Here is a 24,765-nt window from a genome sequence, read left to right as displayed (position 1 = left end):
TAATGCCGGAAACCAAAGGAAATTTTTAGAAGAACTTCAGGAAACAATTTTTAAAATTTAAACGATTCATAGTTAATATGTTTTTTAATACTTTATAGTATTTTTGAGTAAGTAAAAATTAATAATTGTATGGCTGTTCCCATTAACCAATATGAATTGCTGGAGGCAATAATTGCAAATTATAATAAACTTAAAAAGGAACTTTTAAGTATTCCTGTTGAGTTAACCACATTGAAAGAACTGGAAGGTCATAGCAAAGGAACTTTGATGAGTATCAATAATCTTATGGCGTATCTTATAGGCTGGGGAGAATTGGTCTTAAAATGGAATTATAAAAAAATGAAAAACGATGCTGTCGATATTCCGGAAACAGGCTACAAATGGAACGAATTAGGAAAACTGGCTCAAAAATTTTACAAAGATTATGAAAACAATAGTTTTGAGGAACTTCTTGTAAAACTCGACAATAATGTAGCTTCAATTATAGCATTCATTAAAAGCAAATCGAATCATGAACTTTACGAAATACCTTGGTATGAAAAATGGACATTAGGGCGAATGATTCAATTGAATACTGCTTCGCCTTATACAAATGCCCGCGGGAGAATACGCAAATGGAAGAAAGAAAGGGATGGTTTGTTGTGAAAATTCCAAATTCTAATTTCTTGTAATAGTTGAATGGTTTGTAGTTTGCAAGGGAATTAACGCAGATAATACAGATTGGCTTTCGCGAAAGCGCTGATTTACGCAGATTTTTAAAAGCTCTGTAGGAAGAAAATATTTTGCAGAGATGGATTTTAATCAACTCTATGTGATATAATTGGAAAAAAAACGACCAATTTTATGGAGTCAGGGGTACGATTTGCTTCGCCAGTTAGCACTTTCAGGCTCCGGTAGGGGATTGCTGCTGAAAAAAACTGTTTAATAGACAAAAAAGCCTTTAGAATTCATAGAGGGCACTGAAAAAGTAGCTGTTTATCAAAAGAGGCTGTTTTCAATATTGAAAAAGGTGATGCAGAATACTTTTGTACAGACGATTCTGAGAGCCTCAATTTTACTTGTAAAACTACCTTTTCAACTTTAAAGGAATTTTTCAGTGACCTCAAATCATATCTAAAGGCTTTTTATTTTCAAAAAACAAAATTGTTACTTAATAGTTATAGTATAATTTAAAACTGAAGAACCATCATTGGTTGTAAATCTAATTCTATCATATATTCCTGCAGGAATTCCTGATGGTACTTTAAATACAGCTTTGTACGGAGTTAGGCTTACAATTTCGATAGGATAAATTAAAGTTTTAGCTTTGTTATTGTAAATCACTGCCGAGGTTATGGTATTCATCATTCCGCCACGAATTTCGAAGGTTTCACCGGATTTTTTCTCGATTGGAGAACCATATCTTTCTGCTGAAAAATAATCCGGTTCTGCAACCTCAACTTTAAATCTGTTATCTACGCTTGTGTTTTGCAATATATAAGCGCCATTCTTGATACGCATATCATATTGACCAGCAGGCATATTATCAGGAAGAAAGTAATATACTCCGTAAGCTGGAAATAATGTGGCATCGCCCACTCCTAAATAGACTAGTTCGGCAGTATATTCTGTTTTTTTATCGCTAGCTGCTACAAAATATACTCTTGTATCTTTAAGGCTTAACCATAAATTGTCAATACTATTTGATGAACCATTATTAGTCATGTTTTGCATAAAACCTTTGTACAAAAAGTCTCCGCCATTGTATGTCCAGCTTTTTGGTTCTTTTTGTCTAAGATCTATTTTGATGGTATATTTTTTAGTTGTTCCCGCTTTTGAAGTAACAGTATATACAGTGCCATCTTTAAAAGAAACTTCTACACCTGATGCGGGACTAACAGTTGCTTCTGTACCCAAAACAATTTCTGGTTTTATAGTTTCCGGAAGCGCCATATAACTGCTCCAGGTAATGATTATAGCATCATCTGTTATAGCACCACTAATGGCATTATTTTCGGTATCCTTAAAGGTAAATGATTCGATTTGGGTGTATCCGGGAACTTGCACTACATCACCGGGAATGTCATTTATTTTATCAACATATTCTGTATCACAGGAAAAAAAAAGTGTTGATAAGAAAAGTAGTATAGCCCTATGTAAAAATATACCGGTTTTGTTGCTTTTATCCATGATTCTATGGGGGATTTAATTTTTAAAAGATTTTATTTATTAATTTTGTAGCTCATTGATTAGCCTGCTTTTATTTTTTTAAAATGCCTGTACTTTCGATGCTTACGGTAATTTATAAAGCCGTTTGATAGTCATGGGGGAATGATATGATAGTGGTAATATGCAGAGATCGCCGGTCAGCTTTTGCTGCAAGTAACCTGTAAACATTTCGTGATCCCATGTTCTTTTTTTACGCCATTATTAATTATAGTACTTTTGTCCAGTTATAGTTTATTGTACTTGTTGATGTACCTGGAGTAACGCTTGTTACTTTTACCAAATAAGCTTCTGTTGCTGATGAAGGACTAGTAACTGATGTAGCATCTGTTCCTGAGTTTGTTTTCCAGATTACAATAGCTTTAGAAGGAGTCATAACATGCGTTGTGATATTGTATGAATAATATCCTAAACCGTAATTTATTCCTGATATAGTACCGTTATACCCTAATACATTGTATTTGTCAGTTGGAGCAGTACCAAGATTAGCTGCTGCATTTTTTACAGCAACCGCTGTTTTCCAGGTTCCCCACTCATCACAAGTTGAGCTTAGGTCTATTGTACCTACATACCATTTTCCAGTATTACCTACAGGACGTATAGAAGCACCGTAGATTCCTTCCCATTGAACATTTACACCGCCAATTGTTGCAGCAACCGGAGTCCAGTTGGCATCAACAGATGATGGAGCCTGCCATCTGTTAACAGTTACAGATGCTGTGGTTACAGTACAAAGATCAAGTAAAGCTTTTTTTGTTAGATTATTTGATCCTTCTTGATCTTTTGCTTGCGCTTGTGAGTCAGCAGTTTGGTCGTCATTGCTACAAGATGTCATTGAAATAGCAGCCAATGCTACAATTGATAAAATTAATTTTTTCATAATTTTTTATATTAAATAGATTAAGTGGCTTATTTCATTACCCCGGCAACGAAGACAGGCATTTTTTTATTTTCTTATTTAATTGGTGACCCTAAAAGGATATTTCATTGTTTTGGAGATATTATAGCTTTCCATTAACAACCAGTAATCAGTATCAGCCTGAAGACCATTTTCTATAGAAGGAAAAGAGTACATAACATAAAAACTAGCAATATCGATTCCATCATTATATTGTTTCAACTGGAATTTTTTGTTTCCCTGTTTGTCTACAATAAAAAGCTTTGTCACTTCATAAGAGGGTATAAAGTTTTCTCCTTTTACGGTTACAGAAGACCCTGCCTGAATGGTAAAAGTCTCGGTTTCTGTAGACAATTCTTTTAAAATTATTGAAGGCTGTTGTATTACAATCTTAACTGTATATACAGCAGTTGTTCCATCAGTTGCTTTTGTTGTATAGGTTACCGGAGTTTTACTAAATACCGGTAACAACTCAGTAGCAGCAGGAGAAATAGTCGTTTTTTCTGGTAATGTTATAGCTGTTTCCAGATATTGATATTCGTAATAAGAGGGCAAGTAAACTGTAATCGTTTTTTTTACGTTATCTACAGCGCTGTATAAAGCCTGACTTTCGCCTGGATTGGTCACTTTAAACGATATAATTCGTTTGGCATCAAGATTTGTTACGATCTCTTTGACCGTTTCTCCTTTTACATCTGTCCATCTGTCTTCTTCATTATCACATGAGGTTAAGAGACTAAATAATGCAAAAGCAGTAAAAAACAAAGATGTTTTTAATGGGGTAATTTTAATAGTCATGTTAATTAGGATAGGGTTATTTAATTGAAAATTTGGTGCTTCCGGCCGGCACCATTACATAATCGAAAGTGTAGTACATATGCGGAGTATCTTTGAACCACTCGGCAGAGGTATACACATCTTTATACACTGATATCATTTTTATTTTAGCATAATTGCCATTTGCAGTTTTAAGGATAACTGTCCTGGCAGGAATAACTTTTCCGTTAGCAATTTTAAGAGATTCTCCCAGTGCATACGCAACGTGGGCTTTTTGCGGATTAGTTCCGTCAGTCACCACTTCGCCACCAAAATCATACAAATACCATCCAGTTCCGTTACCAAACGAACCTGCATCATCTGTACCAATAAGGTCTATACCAGTCTTAAACTGACTATCAGCAGGAATATCAACCACTTCGCTAAAAGGTTTTTCTACGATTGTAATACCACCCTTACCGCCGGCAAGAGCACCGTTGTTTTGTGTATTACTGCTGTTATTTCCAGATAAAAAACTGGCATAAAGTCCGCCAAATGCAAGATCCCATTTTTTGGTTTTTTTATAAGAACCATCTACAGCTTTGTTTTCTTCAAGACTGTAATACAGCGTTGCTGATGGAGCAGTAGGGTTGTCATCAGAAGTGCTTCCCTGGTAATTTTTTACATGTACTACTTTATAAAATAAAACATTATCAGGTACTTCTGTTCCGGGATTTTCGCCGCCGTTTTCTGAGTCTGCGGGTTTATCATCAGATGAGCATGCTGTTAGTAATACCGCAAGGAATAAAAGAGGCAAAAGTATTTGTGGTATTTCCTTAATTAGGGTTTTAATTTTTTTCATGGAATAATTATTTTGTGCTTAAATTTTTGCTTCCGTCATTTTGAACATAGTATCTAAAGGTAAAATAAGGCGCAGGCCAGTTAAGATCTGTTACGGCAGGCGGATTGCCTTTGTAAGCATTTATAAGCTGTAGCTTGGCATATTTTCCGTTTGGAAGTCTTATGGCATATGTTCGGTTTGGAATGGACTGCATAATGTGACTGCTTAAACTGTAATAGAACCAGCCAGCAGAACTTTCAGATGATGCCCAGCCTATTTTGGTAACTTCGCTGCTATCAAAATTGGCATCAGAAGGAGCCTGGCTTACGTTTTTATAATCATCATTAACCAAAATTACAGCTGTTTTTTCGGCTGGACCACCAAAACCTGGATTGTATTGGTATTTGGCATTATTTACAAAAACCTCACTGTTATAAGGCCCTGTAAAAGCAATGTCCCAGTCGGCTGTTTTCATATATTGCAAAGAGTCAGCTTTTGTATGAAGCCATATTTGTTTCTGGTCGCTAAAACGGAAAAGAAAGGTGTGAAAACTCCTTTGTTCCTTGCCATTTGTACCACCACCCATAGAGGCTCCTGTATCTCCTGCAAGATCAGTAATTACGGTACTTTTACCATCTGTTAGAGAAGTAGTTTTATCATCTTCATTACTGCTGCATGAGGTGAATAATGTCACTGTAAAAAGTAATACCAGTGCGTAGTATTTTTTAACGGTTTTGTTTGTTATCATTTAGAAAGTATTAATGTTTATTATTTTTTATTGATCTTTAAAGAATCGGTAACTTACACCCGCCAGAAGTATTCTTCCGGGCTGCCCGGGCATTAACGGATCGGTATAATTGAAAATATTATCTGCAGTAAATCTGATGCTGAGATGGTCTTTTAGCAAACGTTTTTCCAGACTGGCATTGGTAAGGAAATATTCTTTTACAAAAATGTCATATTTATCGATGAATTGATTTCCGTTTCGATCTCCAAAAGGATATTTGCCTCTAAAGTTTACCCTGACATTTGCATTAAGTTTCCAGGGCGTATAATTGTAAAAAATCGAAGCATTTGCCATATGACGGGAACGATTTTCAATTCCCCAATAATCAGACGGACGCGGTCTATAAGAGTTTCCTTTAGCAGAATCGTGTATGTTTTGGCTATAAGGCCATTTTCCTGCACTGATACTGTCTTTTACACTAAGATCTTTCGCAATTAAGTATTGATATCCGGCGCTTATTTCCAGATTCTTAAGCGGACTGTATTTTAAGCCAATTTCAAAACCTTTGTTCACCGCTTCAGGAAGATTTTGATAGGTGTAGATAATCCTGTTGTTGGCACCTGTAGCAACTTGTATGCTATTGATTTGATTGGTTATTTTATGATAAAATAGATTTCCTTCGATTTTAAATTTTTTAGAAGGCTCTACAATTACTCCTGCATTATAAGATGTGCTTTTTTCAGCCTGCAGATTTCCGGCAGTTTGGTTAAGGACATATTGCCTGATTTCGCTTATTTGTCCGTCCTTTTGCATTTGCTGTAGTGTAGGAACGAGGACAGCATTACCAATGACCAAATAGTTACTGCTGGAATTGTAAAACACTAAATAATTGGTTTTAAAATCAGGAGCTTTAAAACCTGTACCAATACCGGCTTTAAAAGTTATTTTGGGAGTCATAAAATACTGTAATCCGAAACTTGGATTCAATCTTCCTCCAAAATTGTTGGTATGATCGTATCGCAATCCACCAACAGCTTTTAGTTTTTGAAAAGGCGTCCATTCACCCTGAATAAAGGAAAAGAAATTTTCTAATGAATTTACATTGTTAAGCGCGTTGTCATTCATATTTTCGACACTTGCGCCAATGCCTCCAACAAGCTGATAGGTGTTATTGTTGCTATACGAAAACTGCTGTTCAAATCGGTGTAGCGTTTGTTTAAACACATCCTGACTCACTGCATTATTGGTTTGCTGCCAGGCAACACTCATATCTGCAGTATAATAAGTGAGATAATATCTGGTAATGCTTCTGAGATTACTATTGAAACGATGATCGAAAGAGACAGAAAGATTAAGATCCTGCTCGTCCTGATTATCACCGGATATATGTCCCAGACCAAAATCCTTTTGCATAAAAGAACGGCGCAAACCATAACGCCCGCTTAAATTAAGAAAGCTTTTTTCATTGATTTGATAACGAGATCTTCCTTGTAAACTGTAATTATCATAAGGAGGAGAGGTGTTTCCTTTTATGTATTTCGAATTCGTATTGTAACCGTCTGTTCTATAATAGTTGGCAGCGAGATTTGCGGTTCCTTTGTTTTGTAAAAATGGTGTTTCGCCTTCGAGTGTGGCATCTATAATATTCAGCGATCCGTGGCTTAAAGAAGCCTGCATTTGCGGATCGATAACTCCATGTCTTGTAATAATATTTATAGTACCGCCAAGCGCTTCACTACCATAAAGACTCGACGAAGCACCTTTTATGATTTCGATACGCTCAATGTTGGAAACACTAATTCTCGAAAGGTCAAAATTGCCATTATTTCTGCCCACCATGGGCTGACCGTCTATAAGTACCATAATGTATTCACTCCCAAAACCCTGCATTTGCACGCCTACAGATCTTGCACCGCCACTAATATTATTGACAACAGCAATACCGGTTTGTTCTTTTAATACCTCATCAAGTCTTCGGCTACCCATTAATTCTATTGTTTTTCGGTCAATTATGGTTACAGGCATGGCGCTGTATTGAGCGTTGATTAAGTTTTCGGGATTATTCTTTGCAACGCGGCCCACAACACTTACCTCTTTTAGATCAATGCCAGCTTCCATCTTTATATGAAGATTTTTGGCAGCATGTCCGTCTAAGACAATCTCTTGTATGTAATCTTTAAATCCCATGTTAGTGACTGTTATCGTATATTTTCCGTTTGCTAATCCGTAAAATGAAAAAGAACCATTGCTGCCTGATGTTGCGATTTTTCCACCAGGTTCTAATACTATCATTGCTTTTGATAATGGATCTTCTGCTTGATAAACTGATCCTTTTATCGTATTTGTTTGCGATTGCATTAAGCTACATTGTAGCAGAATAAAACCTGTAATAATCATTTTTGGTATAAAACTGTAAGTAGTGGTATTTCTCATTGGTGAATTATCAATTGCTTAAATTCGAAAAAAACAAAGCAACTATTCTTATTTAGACTGTGTAAAAATAGTAATTAATGATTTACTAATAGTATTTTTTTTACACATTTGCCAATAGAGAGAAATTAGAAGATTATTTAGACTTAAATTTTTAGAAGAGGTTAAATTATTTTAAAGTCTGATTACTAAGTAATTATATTTTAGTAATAATTTTTAATGATTTTAATAATTAAGAATACTTTAACATAATTTTTAGTTAATTACAGTATGTTTTTATTTTTTTAATTGAATGAAAAATCTTAATTATTGGGTGTGTTTTATTAAAAAATTAAACAGATTAGCATCACTTATTCTTCTTTTTTTCGAAAGTAAATTAATAAGATGAAGAGTATCTCCACTTCTAAAAGTTAAATAATAAGATGCATTCCATTTTTTGAGTTGTCAATAAAATGATCAAAAAAAAGCCTGCAATACGATTACAGACTTAATGATTTTAAAAGAATAAATAAGTATAAAAATCCTTTTATTCGATTTTAATTATTTCAGCATTTTAAAAACATATTCTTTATAACTGGCGCCTATAGGAATTTCGATAGTACCAATTTCAACATCATAAGCTGTAAAGGCAGTAATATTTTTTAAATTAATGATAAACGAACGATGTATTCTAAGAAAGCTTTTATCTTGTAGTTCTATTTGGATATCACTAATCTTATATTTTGCATTAAGTTTAATGCCATCTTTCTGATGCACAATAATATAATCTTTTACACTTTCGATATATAAAATAGAATCAACATTGATTTTATTATATTTTGATGCATTTTTAATGTAAATAAAATCTTCCTGCGTTGGCATAATAACCTTATTATTTACAGGGCCGCTTATCCTTAAATAACGATCGACAGCCTTAAAAAAACGATCGAAAGTAATGGGTTTCAAAAGATAGTCTACAATATCAAGTTCGTAGCTTTCCAGGGCATATTCGCGGTATGCGGTTGTAAATATAACAGCCGGCGGATTTCGCAATGATTTCAAAAAATCAAATCCGGTAATTTGTGGCATTTTAATATCTAAAAACATTAAATCTACAGTAGTGTTTCTTAAAATCTCTGCGGCCTTTAGCGCGTTTGAACACGTACCAACAACTTCTAAATAGTCCAGCTTACTAATATGATTTTGCAATAAACTGATTGCCAAAGGCTCGTCATCGACTAATAAACACTTTATCTTCATTTCTATTTAAGCTAAATTAGATTCCGGAGAAAGATTAATTTTTAAATATGCTGTAAAATCCTCATCAGTTTTAGTAATATTAAAGGTATAATTTTCAGGATAAATTTTATCAAGCTGCTGAATAATATTGTTCAGACCAATTTTTCCGCCTTCTGTTTCGAGTATTGTTTTATTAATGGTATTTCTAATAATAAATTCGAAGTTATTGTTGAGTAATTTTAAATCAATATCAATTTTTGGTGCTGTCCCAATATCTTCTCCGGCTCCGTGTTTAAAAGCATTTTCGACTAATGAAAGCAAAATCAATGGTGCAATAGACCCGTTTTGATCCATTTCATGATTAAAAGTGACACTCAAACGGTCGTCATAACGCAGTTTTTCGAGCGAAATATAATTTTCAAGCAATGTAATTTCTTGCGAAACAGGAACGTAAGTGCTGCTGCAGCGATATAAAATGCAATCTAATATTTCTGACAAAACAGCAATAGATTGTGATGTAATGGGAGAATTTATGATAGAAAGCGAATAAATATTGTTAAGCGTATTAAACAAAAAATGAGGGTTTAATTGTGCTTTCAGGATTTTTAATTCGGTTTCAGCCTTTTGTTTTTCAAGCAGTAAAGACTTTTTTTGAATGAGATACTGGTCTTTTATCAATTTTATAAAAACAAAAAACAGAGATAACGAGTAGATGTGTAAAAAATAAGCCCAAAACAAAGTCGGCAAATCGGTCAGGATCTCACTAATAGGTTCCTGGACGAAAGGCTGTTTACGCACAAAAGGTTCTAAGCCATAAATCATTGCTATTCGGGCAGTTATTGATGTCAAATAACACACTGAAATAAATTCGATCCAAACCCAAATATGTTTTTGAGGAACCATCAAACGAGGTAAAATTCTATAGGATAAAAAATACGCCGCTATGATCGAAAAAATTTCATAATATACCGTAAACAGTATATCAACCCTTAATTCTTCAGGATCTGAAGAGGTGTTTTTACTAAAAAACATAATAAAAGTAAACGTCCAAAAAATGACGTGTGCGCTCAGTCTGTGAGCGGTAGAGAAGTTTAATAGTTTTTCGAATGGTGACATGTCCACAAAGTTAATATTTATTTATAATGACAAACCTGGAGTCGATAAAAATAGAAAAAACAACTATGAACAAATAAGAAATGGATATAAACGTGATTTATGTCGAATATTTAGATGTCTGTAGGCAATAGTGGTTCTTATGCCATGTGTGTGAATTTTGATTGCAATTTAAAAAGAGATTTGCTTAGAATTATAAAATCAATCAAAATGAAAAAGCTTCTATTATTAATCGCATTTCTTTTCGGATTCACGGTTTTCGCGCAATCAACAGAATTTAGTATCACCGGAAAAGTTATAGATTCTAAAACAAAACAACCTTTGCCGTACGCTACCATTATCTTGGTTTTATCATCCGAGAAAACAAAAAAAGTTTCTACAGATGATCAGGGAAATTATCTCTTGAAAAATACTTCAGGAAACTATCAACTAAAGGTTGAATTCATGTCTCATAAAACGCATACAACCAATAATTTTGAGCTGAATCAGGATTTAGTACAAAACATTTCTTTAGAGGAAGACATCAATCAATTAGACGAAGTAAATGTGATTGCCGAAAAATCCGGGGTGGAATTAAAACTGGATAAAAAAGTTTTTAATGTTGGAAAAGATATTTTGTCCCGCGGCGGATCGGCCAATGATATTTTGAATAATGTTCCTTCTGTAAACGTAGATGTAGCCGGTGTGGTAAGCCTGAGAGGGAATAACAGTGTAACCGTTTTAATTAACGGAAAACCTTCGATGTTAACGAACAATAATGGTTTGTCGCAAATTTCATCAGCAAATATTGAAAAGGTCGAAGTAATCACCAATCCTTCTGCGGCGTATGAAGCACAAGGCGGTGGCGGAATTATAAATATTGTTTTGAAAAAGAACAGCATTAAAGGTTTTAACGCTTCAGTTCAGGGCGGAATTGGAAATCCAACGAATTATAATATGAATGCTAATGTGAGTTATAAAACCGAAAAAATAAATCTGTTTTCGAATTTAGGATATCGTGATATGAATATTTACGCCTGGAATAAACAATATCAAAGAAATTTTAATAACGGTGTTACAACGATCTTAAATCAAAATGATGATATTAAAAGAAGCGATAATACAACCAGTATTTATATAGGGGGAGATTATTATATCAATGATAAAAATACACTGACGGGAAGTTATTATCATTCTAAAAATAAAAGTACAGATATCATCAAATACAATTACAACTATTCGGATATGATGAATAAAACGGATAGTATTATCTCGAGATCTCAAAAATATGAAGAACCTCAAATTTACAATGCCTTAGAATTAAATTATGTAAAAACATTTGATAAAAAAGACAAAAAATGGACATCAAGTCTGCAGTATGTTTTCTGGAATGATGATGAAAATCAATACATTGATCAGCAAAGAATTTATCCTGACGAATCGCCTGTTTCTAATTTATATACAAATGATATTGAGAGCAGTAATGATATTTTTATTAAATCAGATTTTGTTAATCCTATAAATGAAAATTCTAAAATAGAAATGGGAATTAGAAGCGACTTAAGAGCGATAAGAAGCGACTATTACACTATTTTGGATGATGTGCTGCAAAATCAATTTACGAATAAACTAAAATACGATGAAAATTTATATAGCGCCTATTTTCAATTTAGCAGTAAAATAAAAAGGTTTAATTATTTATTGGGCTTACGATCTGAATTATCAGATATAAAAATTAGTGACACTAAAAATACTTTTAATAATGCTAAGAACTACATCAATTTATTTCCGACGGTACATTTGGTTTATAATCTAACACCAAAAACTGATTTTCAATTAAGCTACAGTAAACGTATTAACCGACCAAGATTCTGGCAATTGAATCCGTTTTCAGGACTTTCAGACTTAAGAAATTTAACTGTAGGAAATCCTGATCTTGACCCAATGTTTATCAATTCATTTGAACTTACCGTTTTGACAAAATCGGGAAAATTTAGCCTCAACCCATCTGTCTATTACCAGCATACAAACAATTTTTTTGAATATATAGTAGAGCGTACAAGCGAGAATTACTTTATCAATACTCCCGTAAATCTGGGCACGGAAAATCGTTATGGAGCCGAAGTTTCTGCAACTTACAACCCAACAAAATGGTTACGATTATCATTGGACTTTAATTATTATGCTTTTAAGCAGGAGGGAAGTTATAAGGATGTAAGTTACAATGCCAAAGATCAGACTTGGCTGTCCAGTTTTCGTTCGATAATAAAATTTCCTAAAATTATTTCGGGAGATTTCAGTTTTAGATATCGCGGAAAAAATCAAGGTGTACAAACGCTTACCCAAGCACAATATAGTGCGAATTTAGGTTTAAGCAAAGATTTTTTTGGAGATAAAATGTCTGTGACTCTAAATGTAAATAATCTTTTCGATTCTCAAATTAGAAAAAGAGAAACCATCACATCATCCTACTATTTGCAATCTGAATATAAAACACAGGGACGATATGTAAATCTTACCGTCATATACCGATTTAACCGTAATAAAACCGAAGCAGACCGATTACCGGATAATATGTAATTGCCAATCTCATTTCACCATTAAAAAAGCTGATTGATTCAATCAGCTTCGATACAAACAACCTAATTGAATTTTCTTTGTGAAATTTAATTAGGTTGTTTTATTTTATAAAATTCTTTCAAACAATAGAAATAAGAACTAGTTGGGTTTCTCACTGGTTTCTATTCTTAGGCAATGTTCGGTTCCTAAATATAGCGGATTTCCATGTTTTTCGGACCAAAAACCATCCAGAACATCTTTGGTAATGCATCTGTAAACGGCAACTCCTTTGTAGGTTTTATTATCGTCACCTTTATAGCTAAAATTAATAACCAGAATATTGTCTTTAAAGAAACCGTAACCTTTTTGTTCCTGAGTGTTATTAATAAGCCATTTGGCAACAATTCGGGAGTTCTTGTCTAATGATAAACTCAAAACACCTTTGTAGGTTACTCCGTTATTCTCGTCCTGATTACTTCCGGAAATGGAATAATTGCCAATTAAATCTTGTATTGTCATTTAGTAATTTTTATAAATGTTTAGTAGGATAGAGGTTTGTAAAAATAGGTAACTAATAATAATTAATGATTAGTAGACTAATCGTATTTAGTTTTGTTATTTTTCATTGTTTATTAATTCCCAAACTTTGGCATTAAAATTTGTTTTTGATATACCTATAAGCTTTTCAAGTGCTTTAAAATAGTTTTCATTTGTTTTTTCATAAGGTCCGCAATTCAAAAATTCCCAAACACCTTCAAAGCCTTTTTCTTTTTCAATTTTCTGTATAAACAAAGCATTTAGTACATATTCGGGCATTAAATGAGTCGCTTTGCTTTCTCCAAAATTTTCAAATTTTCCATAGTTATTGAGCCAGTTCATATTTTTATTGGAACTTACTTTTGTCCTGAACTTAGTAAAAATATCTTTCCAGCTTATTCCCCAACTTCCACCATATAAATAAGCGCAGCCTTCGTCAATTGGTTTATTTACTTTTTTTCTTGAAATAACCAGGCTTAATCTGTCGTGCCATAAATCGTGTGGATCAAAATTATTGAATGTTGCGCTATTGCTACCTAATAGTATCAATTTTTTGTTTGAAATGCCTGAACTCAAAGTGCTCGCAGAGGAACTATTATATGCCAACTTATAATCGATACCAATCATCTTTTGTAACGCTGAAAAGTCAGAGGTTAAATAAAATTCACAATGTTTGTCTGATACTTTTAATTTTTTGTCAAACGAATTAGCCAGCTTTTCAAACTCCTTTATTTTTGAATGATTGACAGAGGACTCATAATGAAAAGTGTTATTTCCTGCTTTTAAGACTTTCCAATTTTTTGTATTCCGAATAAGTGTTGAAGAAAATACAAATGAATTGTTCTGTTTGTGAGCAATAAACTCAAAGCTTCCAGATAATATCGGTGTTTTTTCATTCACTCCCATATACGAAATCTGCACTAAATACTTGTCTTTTTCAATCGATACCACATTGGTCAAATAAGGTTTGTAGAAAAAATTTTCCTTAAATTTTCCGCTTTTTTCTATTCCATTTATTTCATCGAGTAAAATAAATGTTTCAATCTTTTGGCTTTCAAGCACCAACTTATTTTCTTCGTTTGGTTGTTGTGCGGCAACTAAAAATTCGTTTATAGAAGTTGTTAAAATATTACTTTCGATGCTGTCTTTTGGTAAAATAATATTTGAATTTAATTGCAAATTATTGGTTTGTGCATTCAGGAAAAGCGTAGTAATAAAGAGTGTTAAAGTATAGGTTAATTTCATTTTTTTAAGTTGTAAATTATGGGTTTGGTTTAGTTTTTAGATTTGTACATATAGCTTGTAGAGGTCATTAAACTCTAATTTGGTTAATTTATGCGACAAGGGATTTGATTTCTTTTAGGCGAATATAAGATATATTGTAGTACATTTTTTAGTTTTTTAGAATTAGAAATGATTCTTTAAGAGACGTATTTTCTTTTTCTCTGCTGTTACTCTGATTGGTTATATTCAAAATCAGAACAATAAAAAATTGACTGATGTACTTACAGTTTGTACTTTTGCCCTTATGAATGACAATTTTGTAAATGAATATTTTGGCATAGGGATACAAAATGGTAAAACGCCTGAAAATTTGGGTGTTTTGTGGCGATCCGCTCAAAATTTAGGCGCTACTTTTATATTTACTATAGGCAATCGATATGCTAAACAAGCGAGTGACACTCATGATGCTGTAAAATCGATACCTTATTTTCATTATGATACTTTTGAAGCTTTTTATGAAAACCTACCTAAAGGAGCGCGATTGGTTGGTGTTGAATTAGATGAAAAAGCTGCCGATTTAGAAACCTTCGAACATCCAAGACGTTGTGTTTATTTGTTAGGAGCAGAGGATCACGGGTTATCCAGAAAAGTAATGGATAAATGCCATCAACTGGTAAAATTTAAATCAGAAAAAAGTTTAAATGTGGCTGTGGCAGGAACTATAATTATGTACGACAGAAACTTGTCTAAACCACGATCTTAGAGACTAAACTTCAATGGTTCTACTGCATCCGGAGTTAAGCTTGCCTTTGTTTTTTTAAATTCTAAAATTAAACATTTCAACAATATTGTTGAACGAGACCATCGATTTATTTATAACTTTTAATCGTCTGCAAAGAGAACTCTTAGCGGAATTAAAGTGCTGCAATTTTTAAATAAAAATGATTAATCCCGGTATAACTATGTTTAAATCATTTTATTTTTTAATAGCGTAATTTTATACTGTTGTCATCTAAATTATGTTTTAATAAAACAGATATGACAAAACTTTCAATCAAACAATATCATAATTTCTTGAAATTGTATACTAAACAGGAATTAGTAGTTTAAACAATTTAATTTAAAACTACGTACCCAAATTAAACAACCTCTGATTTACTGGATTTCCTGATATTAGAAAAACTCCTTTAGATTTTACCTAAAAAAAACACTTGCCAAACTTTTGTATTAATCTCTTCTAATATAAAAAAGCTGATATGCTGGGAATTGTGTAACATCCTGCTGAAATTAAATACTTCTTTAGCTCATCTCATTTGTACCTTTAATAGTATTTAAAAAACTATTATATAAATCAAACAAAATAAAGTTATGGCAGAAATTAAAATTGAGAAAAAGAAGCCAGTATGGCCATGGATTGTAGCAGTCCTGTTGATTTCAGCACTTGTATACTATGTCTTTTTAAGAGATAACGAGGTGACAACTGAAAACGGTGTACAAATAGAAAATACTACAAGTACAGACAATACGACAAATTAGACAGTAAGAAGATCGGAAGATAATTGATAATACTAAAAAAAGAATTTATGGAAAATAAAGATAGAAATTTATACAGATTAGATGAACTTTCTGATTATAAAATTGCTTCAAACTATTCTGATGTACGAGGATGGAAAATAGTAGACGCTGAAAACCGCACTATAGGCACAATTGATAATCTTTGGGTTAATAAAGATATGAAGCGTGTTGTCTATTTGGATGTGAAAGCAGACAAAACATTAATTGAGGATAGCCGCAATGAAGTTCATGAGGCTATAGCGAAGGATAACGGCAAGGAGTTTATCTATAAAGATGGAGACAGCCATGTTATAATTCCTATTGGATCGGTCAGTATCAATAAAGATACGAAAACTGTTATGGCTAACACTATAGGATATGATACATTTAGAAACACTAGCAGATATAATAGTCAGCACAATTTTGACAGGGAGTATGAAAGAAGAGTTATGAAGTCTTATTATCCTGAAAATGATCCTGACTCTGTGTATTACAGTGATGATGATTCTTTTTACGAACGCAGGGAATTTGACAACAAATAAAATTTGTGCTAAGTTTTTCACAGCACGAAACCGACATTATTATTAAATTAAAAGATCAAACGTTTAACAATGTTTGATCTTTTTTCTGAATTATAGTTTTGATTTAATCGTCGGGAAACAAGAGTATAAAAAATTACTAAAGCAAAAGCTGCGACTTTCAACAAACTAAATTTTTAGATTATGAAAAAACAATTTAAAACAATAATAGCATATAGCCTCATTTTAAGCGGTCTTCTGTCTTCCTGTAAAAAACAGGACGGATATAGTGATGAAGTTACTACCACTCAACAAACACAAACATCCGACAGTACCCAGACCGCAGCAGATTCTTCAGCTACAAATACTACTGCAACGTCAGGCAATAGTTCTACCGGAGATGCAGGAGCTACTCCAAATACAGGAACAGAAAGTACAAATGTAGCAGGTCAGGGAACAGGCAGTGATGCTAATGAAGCAAAAGGAACCGGCACAGGAACAGGACCAGGGCCCAGCGTTAAGGATGGTGCAGCTTATTCAGGTCCTTCTGACCCGCAAAACGAAAAAATAAAAACCACAAAAAGCAAAGCAGCTCCACAAAAAGATAAGTAGCCCGGAAATTTATAAATAGGAGAAAGCAATGTTGCGTTATTTGGGATGTCACTGTTCTTAATAATAATTTTATGTTTTTATTTTAATCAATATCAGATCTTTATAGTTAATTTTTGTAAATTGACATTGGTTTTATTTTAATTAAAAAACATTCTTTTTTACCCATCAAAACCTGTTATAAATAATATTGTATATGGAAAATTCAAAAGCATCAATAACTGCGATAAACAGTTTATTTACAGATGAAAGTCTTATTCCCGATGAATATAAGATTTCAGAAATTCACCAGCGTGAATACCTTTTAAATGGTCAATTAGTACCCTGGAACGGGGAAATTACAGAAGTTTTTTCTCCTGTTTTTGTGGGGAAGGGGGAAGGACTCTCACGTAAACTCGTTGGAACAATTCCTCATACAACTGTCAAAGAAGCGATGGAATCTCTTGATGCGGCGGTTGCAGCGTATGATAACGGACAAGGCGTCTGGCCTACAATGAGTGTGGAGGATCGTATTGCCTGCATGCAGAAATTTGTATATCTGATGATCCAGCAGCGTGAGACTGTCATTAAACTCCTGATGTGGGAAATTGGCAAAAGCCTTGGGGATTCTACCAAGGAATTTGACAGGACTGTCGAATACATTAACGCTACAATTGATGCCTTAAAAGACCTTGACAGGCAATCCTCAAGATTTGAAGAATCAGAAGGGATCCTGGCTCAGGTTAGGAGATCATCATTGGGAGTGGTTCTTAGTATGGGACCTTTTAATTATCCTCTTAATGAAATTTTTACAACCCTGATTCCGGCATTAATTATGGGGAATACTATTTTGTTTAAATTACCCAAACACGGTGTACTGGCACATTATCCTTTGCTGAATGCTTTTAAGGAAGCCTTTCCTCCAGGAACTGTAAATACCCTATATGGACGCGGAGCAGAAATCATATCTCCTTTGATGGAAAGCGGCAAGGTCAATGTACTGGCCTTTATCGGTTCGAGCAAGGTGGCCAATAGCCTGAAGAAACTGCATCCAAAAGCCAATAGACTAAGGTCTATTTTAAGTCTTGATGCCAAAAATGCAGCCATCGTTACCAAACACGCGAATTTAGATGTAGCAGTAAATGAATGTCTTCTTGGCGCCTTATCATTTAACGGACAGCGTTGTACTGCGCTCAAATTAATTTTTGTGCAAAGAGAAGTTGCCGAGGAATTTGTTGCAAAATTAAGTGATGCAGTAGCAGCTTTAAAACCTGGGCTTCCATGGGACAAAGACGTAAAAATAACTCCACTTCCCGAAGTGGATAAACCAGCATATCTTAAGGAATGCCTTGACGATGCTTTGGCTAATGGTGCTAAAATTATCAATGAAAATGGCGGCCATACCAATAATTCGTTTGTTTTTCCTGCCGTTGTATATCCGGTAAATGATAAAATGAAACTTTATCACGAAGAACAGTTTGGTCCTATTGTACCTGTAGTGCCTTTTGATTCTATTGAGGAGCCTATAGAGTATCAGATCAATGCCTCACACGGAATGCAAGTTAGTATTTTTAGTGAAGATCCTCAGGAAGTAGCAAGCCTTATTGACCCGTTTGTAAACTTGGTAAGCCGTGTGAATATTAATTGTCAGTCGCAGCGTGGTCCGGATGTTTTTCCTTTTACGGGAAGAAAAGACAGTGCCGAAGGAACTTTATCTATATCAGACGCATTACGTTCTTTTTCCATTCGTTCGCTTGTGGCTACAAAGGCTACCGATGCAAATAAAACTTTATTTAATTCGATTGTAAGAGACCACGATTCCAATTTTCTAAGTACAGATTATATTTTTTAAGATTTTGAAAATATATATAACAAAAAAGACAGCTAATTGCTGTCTTTTTTGTTAAGATTAAATTGGAAATATCGCTCAATTCTTAACCATTAATTTTATCCTTATGGAACTGGCAAGTTCTTTTGATATCATATTTATTGTTCTGTAAGTCTTTATATATCAAGACTTAATTTATCCCATTAATATGTTTTTTATCTTAAATTTAATTAAGCGGTTCTTTAGTATCAATTTCGATACTTGGCGGCATGAGTTTGTACATCACCGGAGTTACAATTCTCGAGAGAATGGTAGAACTTACCAGTCCGCCGATAAGTACAATAGCCAGCGGTGCAATTAAAGGATTGGAATTTAAGGCTAGAGGAATAAGACCACAGATTGCCGTTATGGACGTTAGCACCACGGGTAAAAATCGGGTTTCTCCGGCAATGGCAATTGCCTCATCTATGGAGTATCCTTCCTGTCGGAGCTGATTGGTAAAATCTACCAAAAGAAGCGAATTTTTAACCTGAATACCCGACAGACCAATAAAACCAATAATAGCAACTAGCGACATAGGACTTCCGTTAATAAGCAATAATACAACCCCTCCTAAAATTCCTAATGGAATAATGGAAAGTACAATGATGATTCCTTTAAATGTTTTGAACTGCAACAAAAGTACACCTATGAAAAGGAATGTGCTCAAAATAATTACAGAAAGGAAATTTCCCCCCAGTGCATCTCCTTCAGACTCTTTTTCGCCAGATAATTTATAGTAATACCCTTTTGGCATTTTAAGTTGATCCAGTTTAGGAATAATTTCGACTAATAAATCATTAGCATAATAGCCTTTGTCTGATAATGCTGTAACCTTTGCAAAACGGGATTTATTGAAATGATTAATCGTTGTTGGAGAAGTTTCAAAAGAGATTTCTGCAATTTGGTTCAGCGCAATAGGAGTTCCTTGAATATTATTTACATACAAATTTTTTAAAGCGTCCAGATTCGAAAATTTATCCCTTGGCAGCGTAAGGGTAACATTTCTGGCATCACCTCTGTCATCGATATAATCTCCAACAGTTAATCCGGCTACAGCAAGACGTATTACTTTATCTGCCTCACTTGTCATCACACCTAATGTTCTTGCTTTTTCTTTATTAATTTTTACTTTGACATCTGTTTTGTACGTGTTTAGTTCATTGTTGATATAAACTGTTCCCTTCTGATTTCGTAAAATAGTTTCTACTTGCGAAGAAAGCTTACGCAGAACAGCGGGATCTTCTCCAAAAAGTCTCACTACAATATTAGCTTCAAGTGGAGTTCCCTGTTCAAAATCTTTAACTTCGATTTTAGCATAAGGCATTGTTTTGAATTTTTCACGAAGCCTTTCAATCAAAGCTGTTTTTTCGGTAGGTTTCGCTTCATCTTCCAACTGTACAAAAATCTGAGCAAAATCAGGTTTTCTGTCCTGCGGGTGCACATTGTAATAAATCTGCGGATTTCCCTTGCCGACATTGGCCGTATAAAATACAATTTCTTTATGGTTCTTTAATTCAGCTTCGACCAGTTTTGTCACCCTGTCGCTTTCTAACAGATTGGCCTGAAGCGGCATTTTTATATTAATAAGAAACATTGGTTTCTCTGAAGTAGGGAATAACTTAAATCCCGTAGCCTTAAAAAGTCCAAAAGCAGTTATGCTCAATACTATGGATATAGCGATTGTTGTTTTTGGAAATTGTAAAGCTTTCGGCATAATCCTGCTGTAAGATCGTGTCAGGAACTTTTGCAGGTATTGCAGAAAAACATTCCCTTCACCATGTTCGTGCGTTTTTAAAAACCTGCTTCCCAGAAATGGAACCAATGTCATCGCCACAATCATTGAGGCCAGTACACTTGTAATGATGGCCATAGGAAGGCTTCTTATAAATTCACCTGAAACATCAGGAAGAAAGGCAAGGGGTAAAAATGCAATAACAAGAGTGGCTGTACAGCCTACAACAGCAAGTCCAATTTGTTTGGTACCTTTTAAAACAGCATCCATTTTAGAATGACCTTCGCGAAGCCAGCGCTCTATGTTTTCTACCACCACAATACTATCATCCACCAGAAGCCCTAAAGCCACCACCAAACCTACAATACTTAATTGATTCAGGGAATAGCCAAACGCATTCATGACTATTAGCCCTAAGGCAAGTGAGAGCGGTATGGATATCATAACAATTAACGAAGCTCTTGATCCTAATGGTAAAAGTGTAATGATAACCAGAACAATCGCAAGGGTGAAATCAAAGCCCAAATGCCCCAGACGCTGCGATACCATATTGGCCTGGTCAAAGTTTTTAACCAGTTTTATGTTTTGAGGCAGGTCTTTAGAGAATTCCTCTACTATTGGCAAAAATTCTTTTTGAACATCAGTTATGTTTACGTTGTCTTTCATACCTACGGTAACTAAAACACAGCGATGACCATTTATACGGGTAATATGATCCACGGTTTCGGATTTGTAACCTACTTCGGCGACATCCTTCATGTAAATTATTTTGCCGTTTGCATTGTATATAACAGTATTGGCAACATCATCGGCATTTTTAAATTTACCGCTTGTCTTTACATTAAATACCTTACTGTCAAGATTGATACTTCCTCCAGGGATATCGGCAGCTTCACTTTGAAGACTTCCCATGACCACGTTTAATGGAATTTTTAACTGCGCGAGTTTGTCCAACTGCAGGTCAATTCTAATTTCCTGTTTCGGTATTCCGGTATATTTTACGTCTTTAAGGTTGGTAATTTTTTCCAGTCTTGTCTTCAATTCATCTGCGGCATCACGAAGTTTTTTATCCGATGCATTTTCTGAAATTAAGGCCACCTGAAGAATCTTCACATCTGAAGAAGCAATTTTCTCGGTTTTTATGAGGTAAATGTCTTTCGGAAGTTCACTGTTTTGAAGCGCATTCATTTCCGTAGAAATTTCCTGATACTTATTATCCACATCAACTCCGTACTTAAATTTTACCTGAAAGGCTGCCACGCCGTCTTCGACAGTAGTTAATATTTTATCGATATTTTCGAGTCCGTAAATTTTATTCTCAACTGGTTTTACCACCTGTTCTTCCATATCCTTTGGACTAGTTCCAGGATAAATAACTGTTATGAGATATTGGGGAGGATGAGTTGAAGGATCTTCTGATCGCGGCATCGAAAACAGGGTCAGGTACCCCACAACAGACACGAGAAGAAATATAATCAGTGTGAACTGATAGTTTTTAACGGCAAAGTTTGTAATCTTCATGGTGCTTATTATTTAATGATCTTAATCTTTGATTCTTCGTTTAGATACGCGCTGTTCGAGATCACGATCTGATCTGTTTTCTCAAGGCCGTCTTTGATATAGACGATTTTGTTTTCAAATTTGTAAATGGTCACAGGCTGTCTTCTCACTTTGTTATTTTCAACTAAAAAAACAAAAGCCTTATCACCGTCTGCTTCAATAAGTGCATCATAAGGGATTGTGATTAAATCCTGTACATTATCAGAATGTATTTGGGCTTTTCCAAACATGCCCACTGCAGGTTTACTGTTTTTCATGTCCAGTTTTAATTCCAGCTGAAACGATCCAAGTGCTGCATCTGCAGACTGAGATTTTCTAAAAACCACAGCATCAAAGTTTTGATCAGGATAACCATCAAGGGTAACCGATGCTTTCTGTCCGATTTTCACCGATGCCCATTCTTTATCTGTCAGTCCGATTTTTAACAGGTAATTATTGTTATGGGATGTTTCATTTATGGCTAAAATGGGAGAACCTGGCCCTGCAACTTCGCCCTCGCTGGCTATTTTTTGAGAGACAAAACCATCTGCAGCCGCATATATTTTAGCATAACGGGCATTAAAAGCAATGGCTTCTTTTTGTTTTCTGGCAATGTCAAGACCTGTTTTAGTATTTTGAAGCTGCTCCAGAGTATACACGCTGTCTTGGTAGAGACTTTTGGCGCGAGTATAATCTCTCTCATATTTTTTTACATTTAAATCCGTCTGGTTCAAACCCGCACTGATTTCGGTTTCGTCCAATGCGGCTAAAAGCTGTCCTTTTTTAAAAAACTGACCTTCTTCTACATAAATGTGTCTTACTATACCGCCAATTTTAAAGCTGTAATTCGCCTCATTTTCTGTTGTAACCAAACCTGAGGCGTTAATAGTACTTGTAAGTGCTAAAGCCCCGGCTGGCGCTATTTTAATGGAGACGATATCCGCAGTTTCAAATTGGTTATGCTCTTTTTTTTCCTCTTTGCAAGCATAAAAAACAGGAAAGACAAGAAAACATATGGCTATTGATTTTTTACTCACAAGTGTAAACATATTTTTTAGGTATTCGTAACCCGAGCCTGGAAGGCGAACGGATGAAGCAATCTTTGATTTCATAAGTATTGTTTTTGGATTATTTTAAAGTAAAAGTAGCATTGGCTCTTTCTAATTCTGCGAAGGCAATCCAGGAATTATAAAGAGAGATATTAGTATTTAGCTGTGCATTTACCCATTGATTCTGTGCATCCAGAAGTTCAATGTAGATAGCCTGTCCTTCTTTGTATAATTTGGTTATGTCCTCATTATATTTTTTGGCAGCTGATTTTTGATTTTTATCAGCATTGAATTGTTCCAAAGCAGATAGTAGATTATTTCGGGTAACCTGAAACTGGAGCAGCAGCTGCTGTTTTACATTATCAGTTTGTGAACTTATTTTTTTACTGTCCTCCTGAACCTGTTTAAGCTTGTATTTGTTTTTGTTACCTGAGAAAATAGTCCACTCTAAGGCAGCACCGGCAAAATAGTATCGAGATTGTTTATTTACTTCGAAATCAAAGTCCTGGAAACCGAAATCGGCAAAACCACTCAGCTTAGGATACCAATACGATTGGGTAAGCTTACTTACATTTTCATTTATATCTTTTGCCGTGGTAAGTTTTGAAAGTTCTTCTCTGCTTGTGGTGTTTTCCTGTACCAATGCACTCGGAAGGCTTTCTTTATCGGCATCTATTTCAATTTCGCTGTCAAGTTTTTGATTGATCAGAAAATTAAAATACGTTTTAGCATTATTGCTGACTTGTTTTGCTGTTTCAAGATTTGCCTCGATACGAATTACTTCATTATCACTTCTAAGAACTGCTGTACGGTTTATTTTGTCATTTTTAAATAAGGACTGGTTAACCCTTTGATTTTCTTTTACTAATGCTAAAGCATCCTGATATATATTAATTCCTTCAATTGACTGTAGGTATTTATAGTATGCTGTTTTGATTTCTTTAACCAACTCCCTTTGATAGATTTCAAGCTCTATTTTTTGTAAAGAAGTCTGCTGGCTTTTGATTCTCTTGTTATAGATAATTTCATAGTTCAGCAAAGGCATTGTCGTGTGAATTTTAGCATCATAGAAATTATCCGGATTAATCAGAACCGACTGGTTCTGCAAAGAAGGGAAAGCATTCGAATTGGTTATTTGATTGAGTGTGTTGTAAACAGGATTCAGCATATCCCCAATGGGAATATCAATTGTTCTTCCGCCATCGGCCTTAGTATAATTGGCATTAAAAGAAACAGTAGGGTAGAACAGGGAACGGGCCTCCTGAAGGGCATACAGACTTTTATTAATATCAAAATTATGCTGCCTGATTACCTCGTTGCTTTTTAATCCAATCTGAATGTAATTATCGAGTTTGCTTTGGGAATATCCTATAAATCCAAAACAAAAAATGGTAAATGTAATTGCTTTTTTCATTTTATTATACGTTG

At 34.4% G+C, this 24,765-nt stretch carries 20 protein-coding genes; 7 read left to right on the top strand and 13 right to left on the bottom strand.

Features of this window, described 5'->3' with window-relative positions; all coding sequences use genetic code 11:
- The first annotated feature begins 129 nt into the window (after positions 1-129).
- Entirely contained in the window at positions 130-645 is a 516-nt protein-coding gene (locus IRZ78_RS22930) for a ClbS/DfsB family four-helix bundle protein (protein WP_194619325.1), read from the top strand.
- Positions 646-1,146: 501 nt separating this feature from the next.
- On the opposite strand, the gene IRZ78_RS22925 is transcribed toward IRZ78_RS22930, so the two are convergent.
- The 8 genes from IRZ78_RS22925 to IRZ78_RS22890 form a co-directional block, all read right to left on the bottom strand.
- A complete protein-coding gene (locus IRZ78_RS22925) occupies positions 1,147-2,169 on the bottom strand; it encodes a hypothetical protein (RefSeq protein WP_194619323.1) in 1,023 nt (340 codons plus the stop codon).
- Positions 2,170-2,413: 244 nt separating this feature from the next.
- Positions 2,414-3,085: a hypothetical protein gene (locus tag IRZ78_RS22920; protein WP_194619321.1), complete on the bottom strand. Its 672-nt coding sequence runs from the start codon at positions 3,083-3,085 to the stop codon at positions 2,414-2,416.
- 78 nt (positions 3,086-3,163) lie between these two features.
- A complete protein-coding gene (locus IRZ78_RS22915; protein ID WP_194619319.1) occupies positions 3,164-3,901 on the bottom strand; it encodes a hypothetical protein in 738 nt (245 codons plus the stop codon).
- A 16-nt stretch (positions 3,902-3,917) separates the two neighbouring features.
- Positions 3,918-4,721: an HmuY family protein gene (locus IRZ78_RS22910; protein ID WP_194619317.1), complete on the bottom strand. Its 804-nt coding sequence runs from the start codon at positions 4,719-4,721 to the stop codon at positions 3,918-3,920.
- A 7-nt stretch (positions 4,722-4,728) separates the two neighbouring features.
- Positions 4,729-5,448: an HmuY family protein gene (locus tag IRZ78_RS22905; RefSeq protein ID WP_194619315.1), complete on the bottom strand. Its 720-nt coding sequence runs from the start codon at positions 5,446-5,448 to the stop codon at positions 4,729-4,731.
- Positions 5,449-5,475: 27 nt separating this feature from the next.
- Complete coding sequence (locus tag IRZ78_RS22900) at positions 5,476-7,860, bottom strand: TonB-dependent receptor (protein WP_194619313.1); 2,385 nt, start codon at positions 7,858-7,860, stop codon at positions 5,476-5,478.
- 537 nt (positions 7,861-8,397) lie between these two features.
- Positions 8,398-9,096, bottom strand: coding sequence for a LytTR family DNA-binding domain-containing protein (locus tag IRZ78_RS22895; protein ID WP_194619311.1), 699 nt, complete (start codon positions 9,094-9,096; stop codon positions 8,398-8,400).
- 6 nt (positions 9,097-9,102) lie between these two features.
- Positions 9,103-10,191, bottom strand: coding sequence for a sensor histidine kinase (locus tag IRZ78_RS22890; RefSeq protein ID WP_194619309.1), 1,089 nt, complete (start codon positions 10,189-10,191; stop codon positions 9,103-9,105).
- Between the two features lie 207 nt (positions 10,192-10,398).
- On the opposite strand from IRZ78_RS22890, the gene IRZ78_RS22885 reads away from it, so the two are divergent.
- Complete coding sequence (locus IRZ78_RS22885) at positions 10,399-12,747, top strand: outer membrane beta-barrel family protein (protein ID WP_194619307.1); 2,349 nt, start codon at positions 10,399-10,401, stop codon at positions 12,745-12,747.
- 138 nt (positions 12,748-12,885) lie between these two features.
- Here IRZ78_RS22885 and IRZ78_RS22880 read toward each other — a convergent pair whose 3' ends face one another.
- Entirely contained in the window at positions 12,886-13,245 is a 360-nt protein-coding gene (locus IRZ78_RS22880; protein WP_194619305.1) for a hypothetical protein, read from the bottom strand.
- A gap of 96 nt (positions 13,246-13,341) precedes the next feature.
- Complete coding sequence (locus IRZ78_RS22875; RefSeq protein WP_194619303.1) at positions 13,342-14,508, bottom strand: hypothetical protein; 1,167 nt, start codon at positions 14,506-14,508, stop codon at positions 13,342-13,344.
- A 283-nt stretch (positions 14,509-14,791) separates the two neighbouring features.
- Here IRZ78_RS22875 and IRZ78_RS22870 point away from each other — a divergent pair, with 283 nt between their 5' ends.
- The 5 genes from IRZ78_RS22870 (at position 14,792) to IRZ78_RS22850 (ending at position 18,999) form a co-directional block, all read left to right on the top strand.
- On the top strand, positions 14,792-15,250 hold the full coding sequence (locus tag IRZ78_RS22870) for an RNA methyltransferase (RefSeq protein WP_194619385.1): 459 nt from the start codon (positions 14,792-14,794) through the stop codon (positions 15,248-15,250).
- Between the two features lie 605 nt (positions 15,251-15,855).
- Positions 15,856-16,023 (top strand): hypothetical protein, encoded by a 168-nt coding sequence (locus tag IRZ78_RS22865; RefSeq protein ID WP_194619301.1) that lies wholly within the window; start codon positions 15,856-15,858, stop codon positions 16,021-16,023.
- 47 nt (positions 16,024-16,070) lie between these two features.
- The gene (locus tag IRZ78_RS22860; RefSeq protein ID WP_194619299.1) at positions 16,071-16,583 is read left to right on the top strand and encodes a PRC-barrel domain-containing protein; all 513 of its coding nucleotides are present in this window, start codon (positions 16,071-16,073) and stop codon (positions 16,581-16,583) included.
- Positions 16,584-16,763: 180 nt separating this feature from the next.
- Positions 16,764-17,171, top strand: coding sequence for a hypothetical protein (locus IRZ78_RS22855; protein ID WP_194619297.1), 408 nt, complete (start codon positions 16,764-16,766; stop codon positions 17,169-17,171).
- Between the two features lie 193 nt (positions 17,172-17,364).
- On the top strand, positions 17,365-18,999 hold the full coding sequence (locus tag IRZ78_RS22850; RefSeq protein ID WP_194619295.1) for an NADP-dependent glyceraldehyde-3-phosphate dehydrogenase: 1,635 nt from the start codon (positions 17,365-17,367) through the stop codon (positions 18,997-18,999).
- 202 nt (positions 19,000-19,201) lie between these two features.
- Here the strand turns inward: IRZ78_RS22850 and IRZ78_RS22845 are convergent, their stop codons facing one another.
- Genes IRZ78_RS22845 through IRZ78_RS22835 form a run of 3 tightly spaced genes read right to left on the bottom strand, consistent with a single transcriptional unit; the run spans position 19,202 to position 24,751 of the window.
- Entirely contained in the window at positions 19,202-22,270 is a 3,069-nt protein-coding gene (locus IRZ78_RS22845) for an efflux RND transporter permease subunit (protein WP_194619293.1), read from the bottom strand.
- An 8-nt stretch (positions 22,271-22,278) separates the two neighbouring features.
- Positions 22,279-23,400, bottom strand: a complete 1,122-nt coding sequence (locus IRZ78_RS22840) for an efflux RND transporter periplasmic adaptor subunit (RefSeq protein WP_228520580.1) — start codon at positions 23,398-23,400, stop codon at positions 22,279-22,281.
- A gap of 16 nt (positions 23,401-23,416) precedes the next feature.
- Positions 23,417-24,751, bottom strand: coding sequence for a TolC family protein (locus IRZ78_RS22835; RefSeq protein WP_194619291.1), 1,335 nt, complete (start codon positions 24,749-24,751; stop codon positions 23,417-23,419).
- Between the last annotated feature and the right edge of the window lie 14 nt (positions 24,752-24,765).

It is taken from the genome of Flavobacterium sp. CSZ (genome assembly GCF_015350725.1).
Taxonomy (GTDB): domain Bacteria; phylum Bacteroidota; class Bacteroidia; order Flavobacteriales; family Flavobacteriaceae; genus Flavobacterium.
The sequence above is the reverse complement of the archived record's forward strand: the minus strand, read 5'-3'. Positions and strand labels throughout refer to the sequence as shown.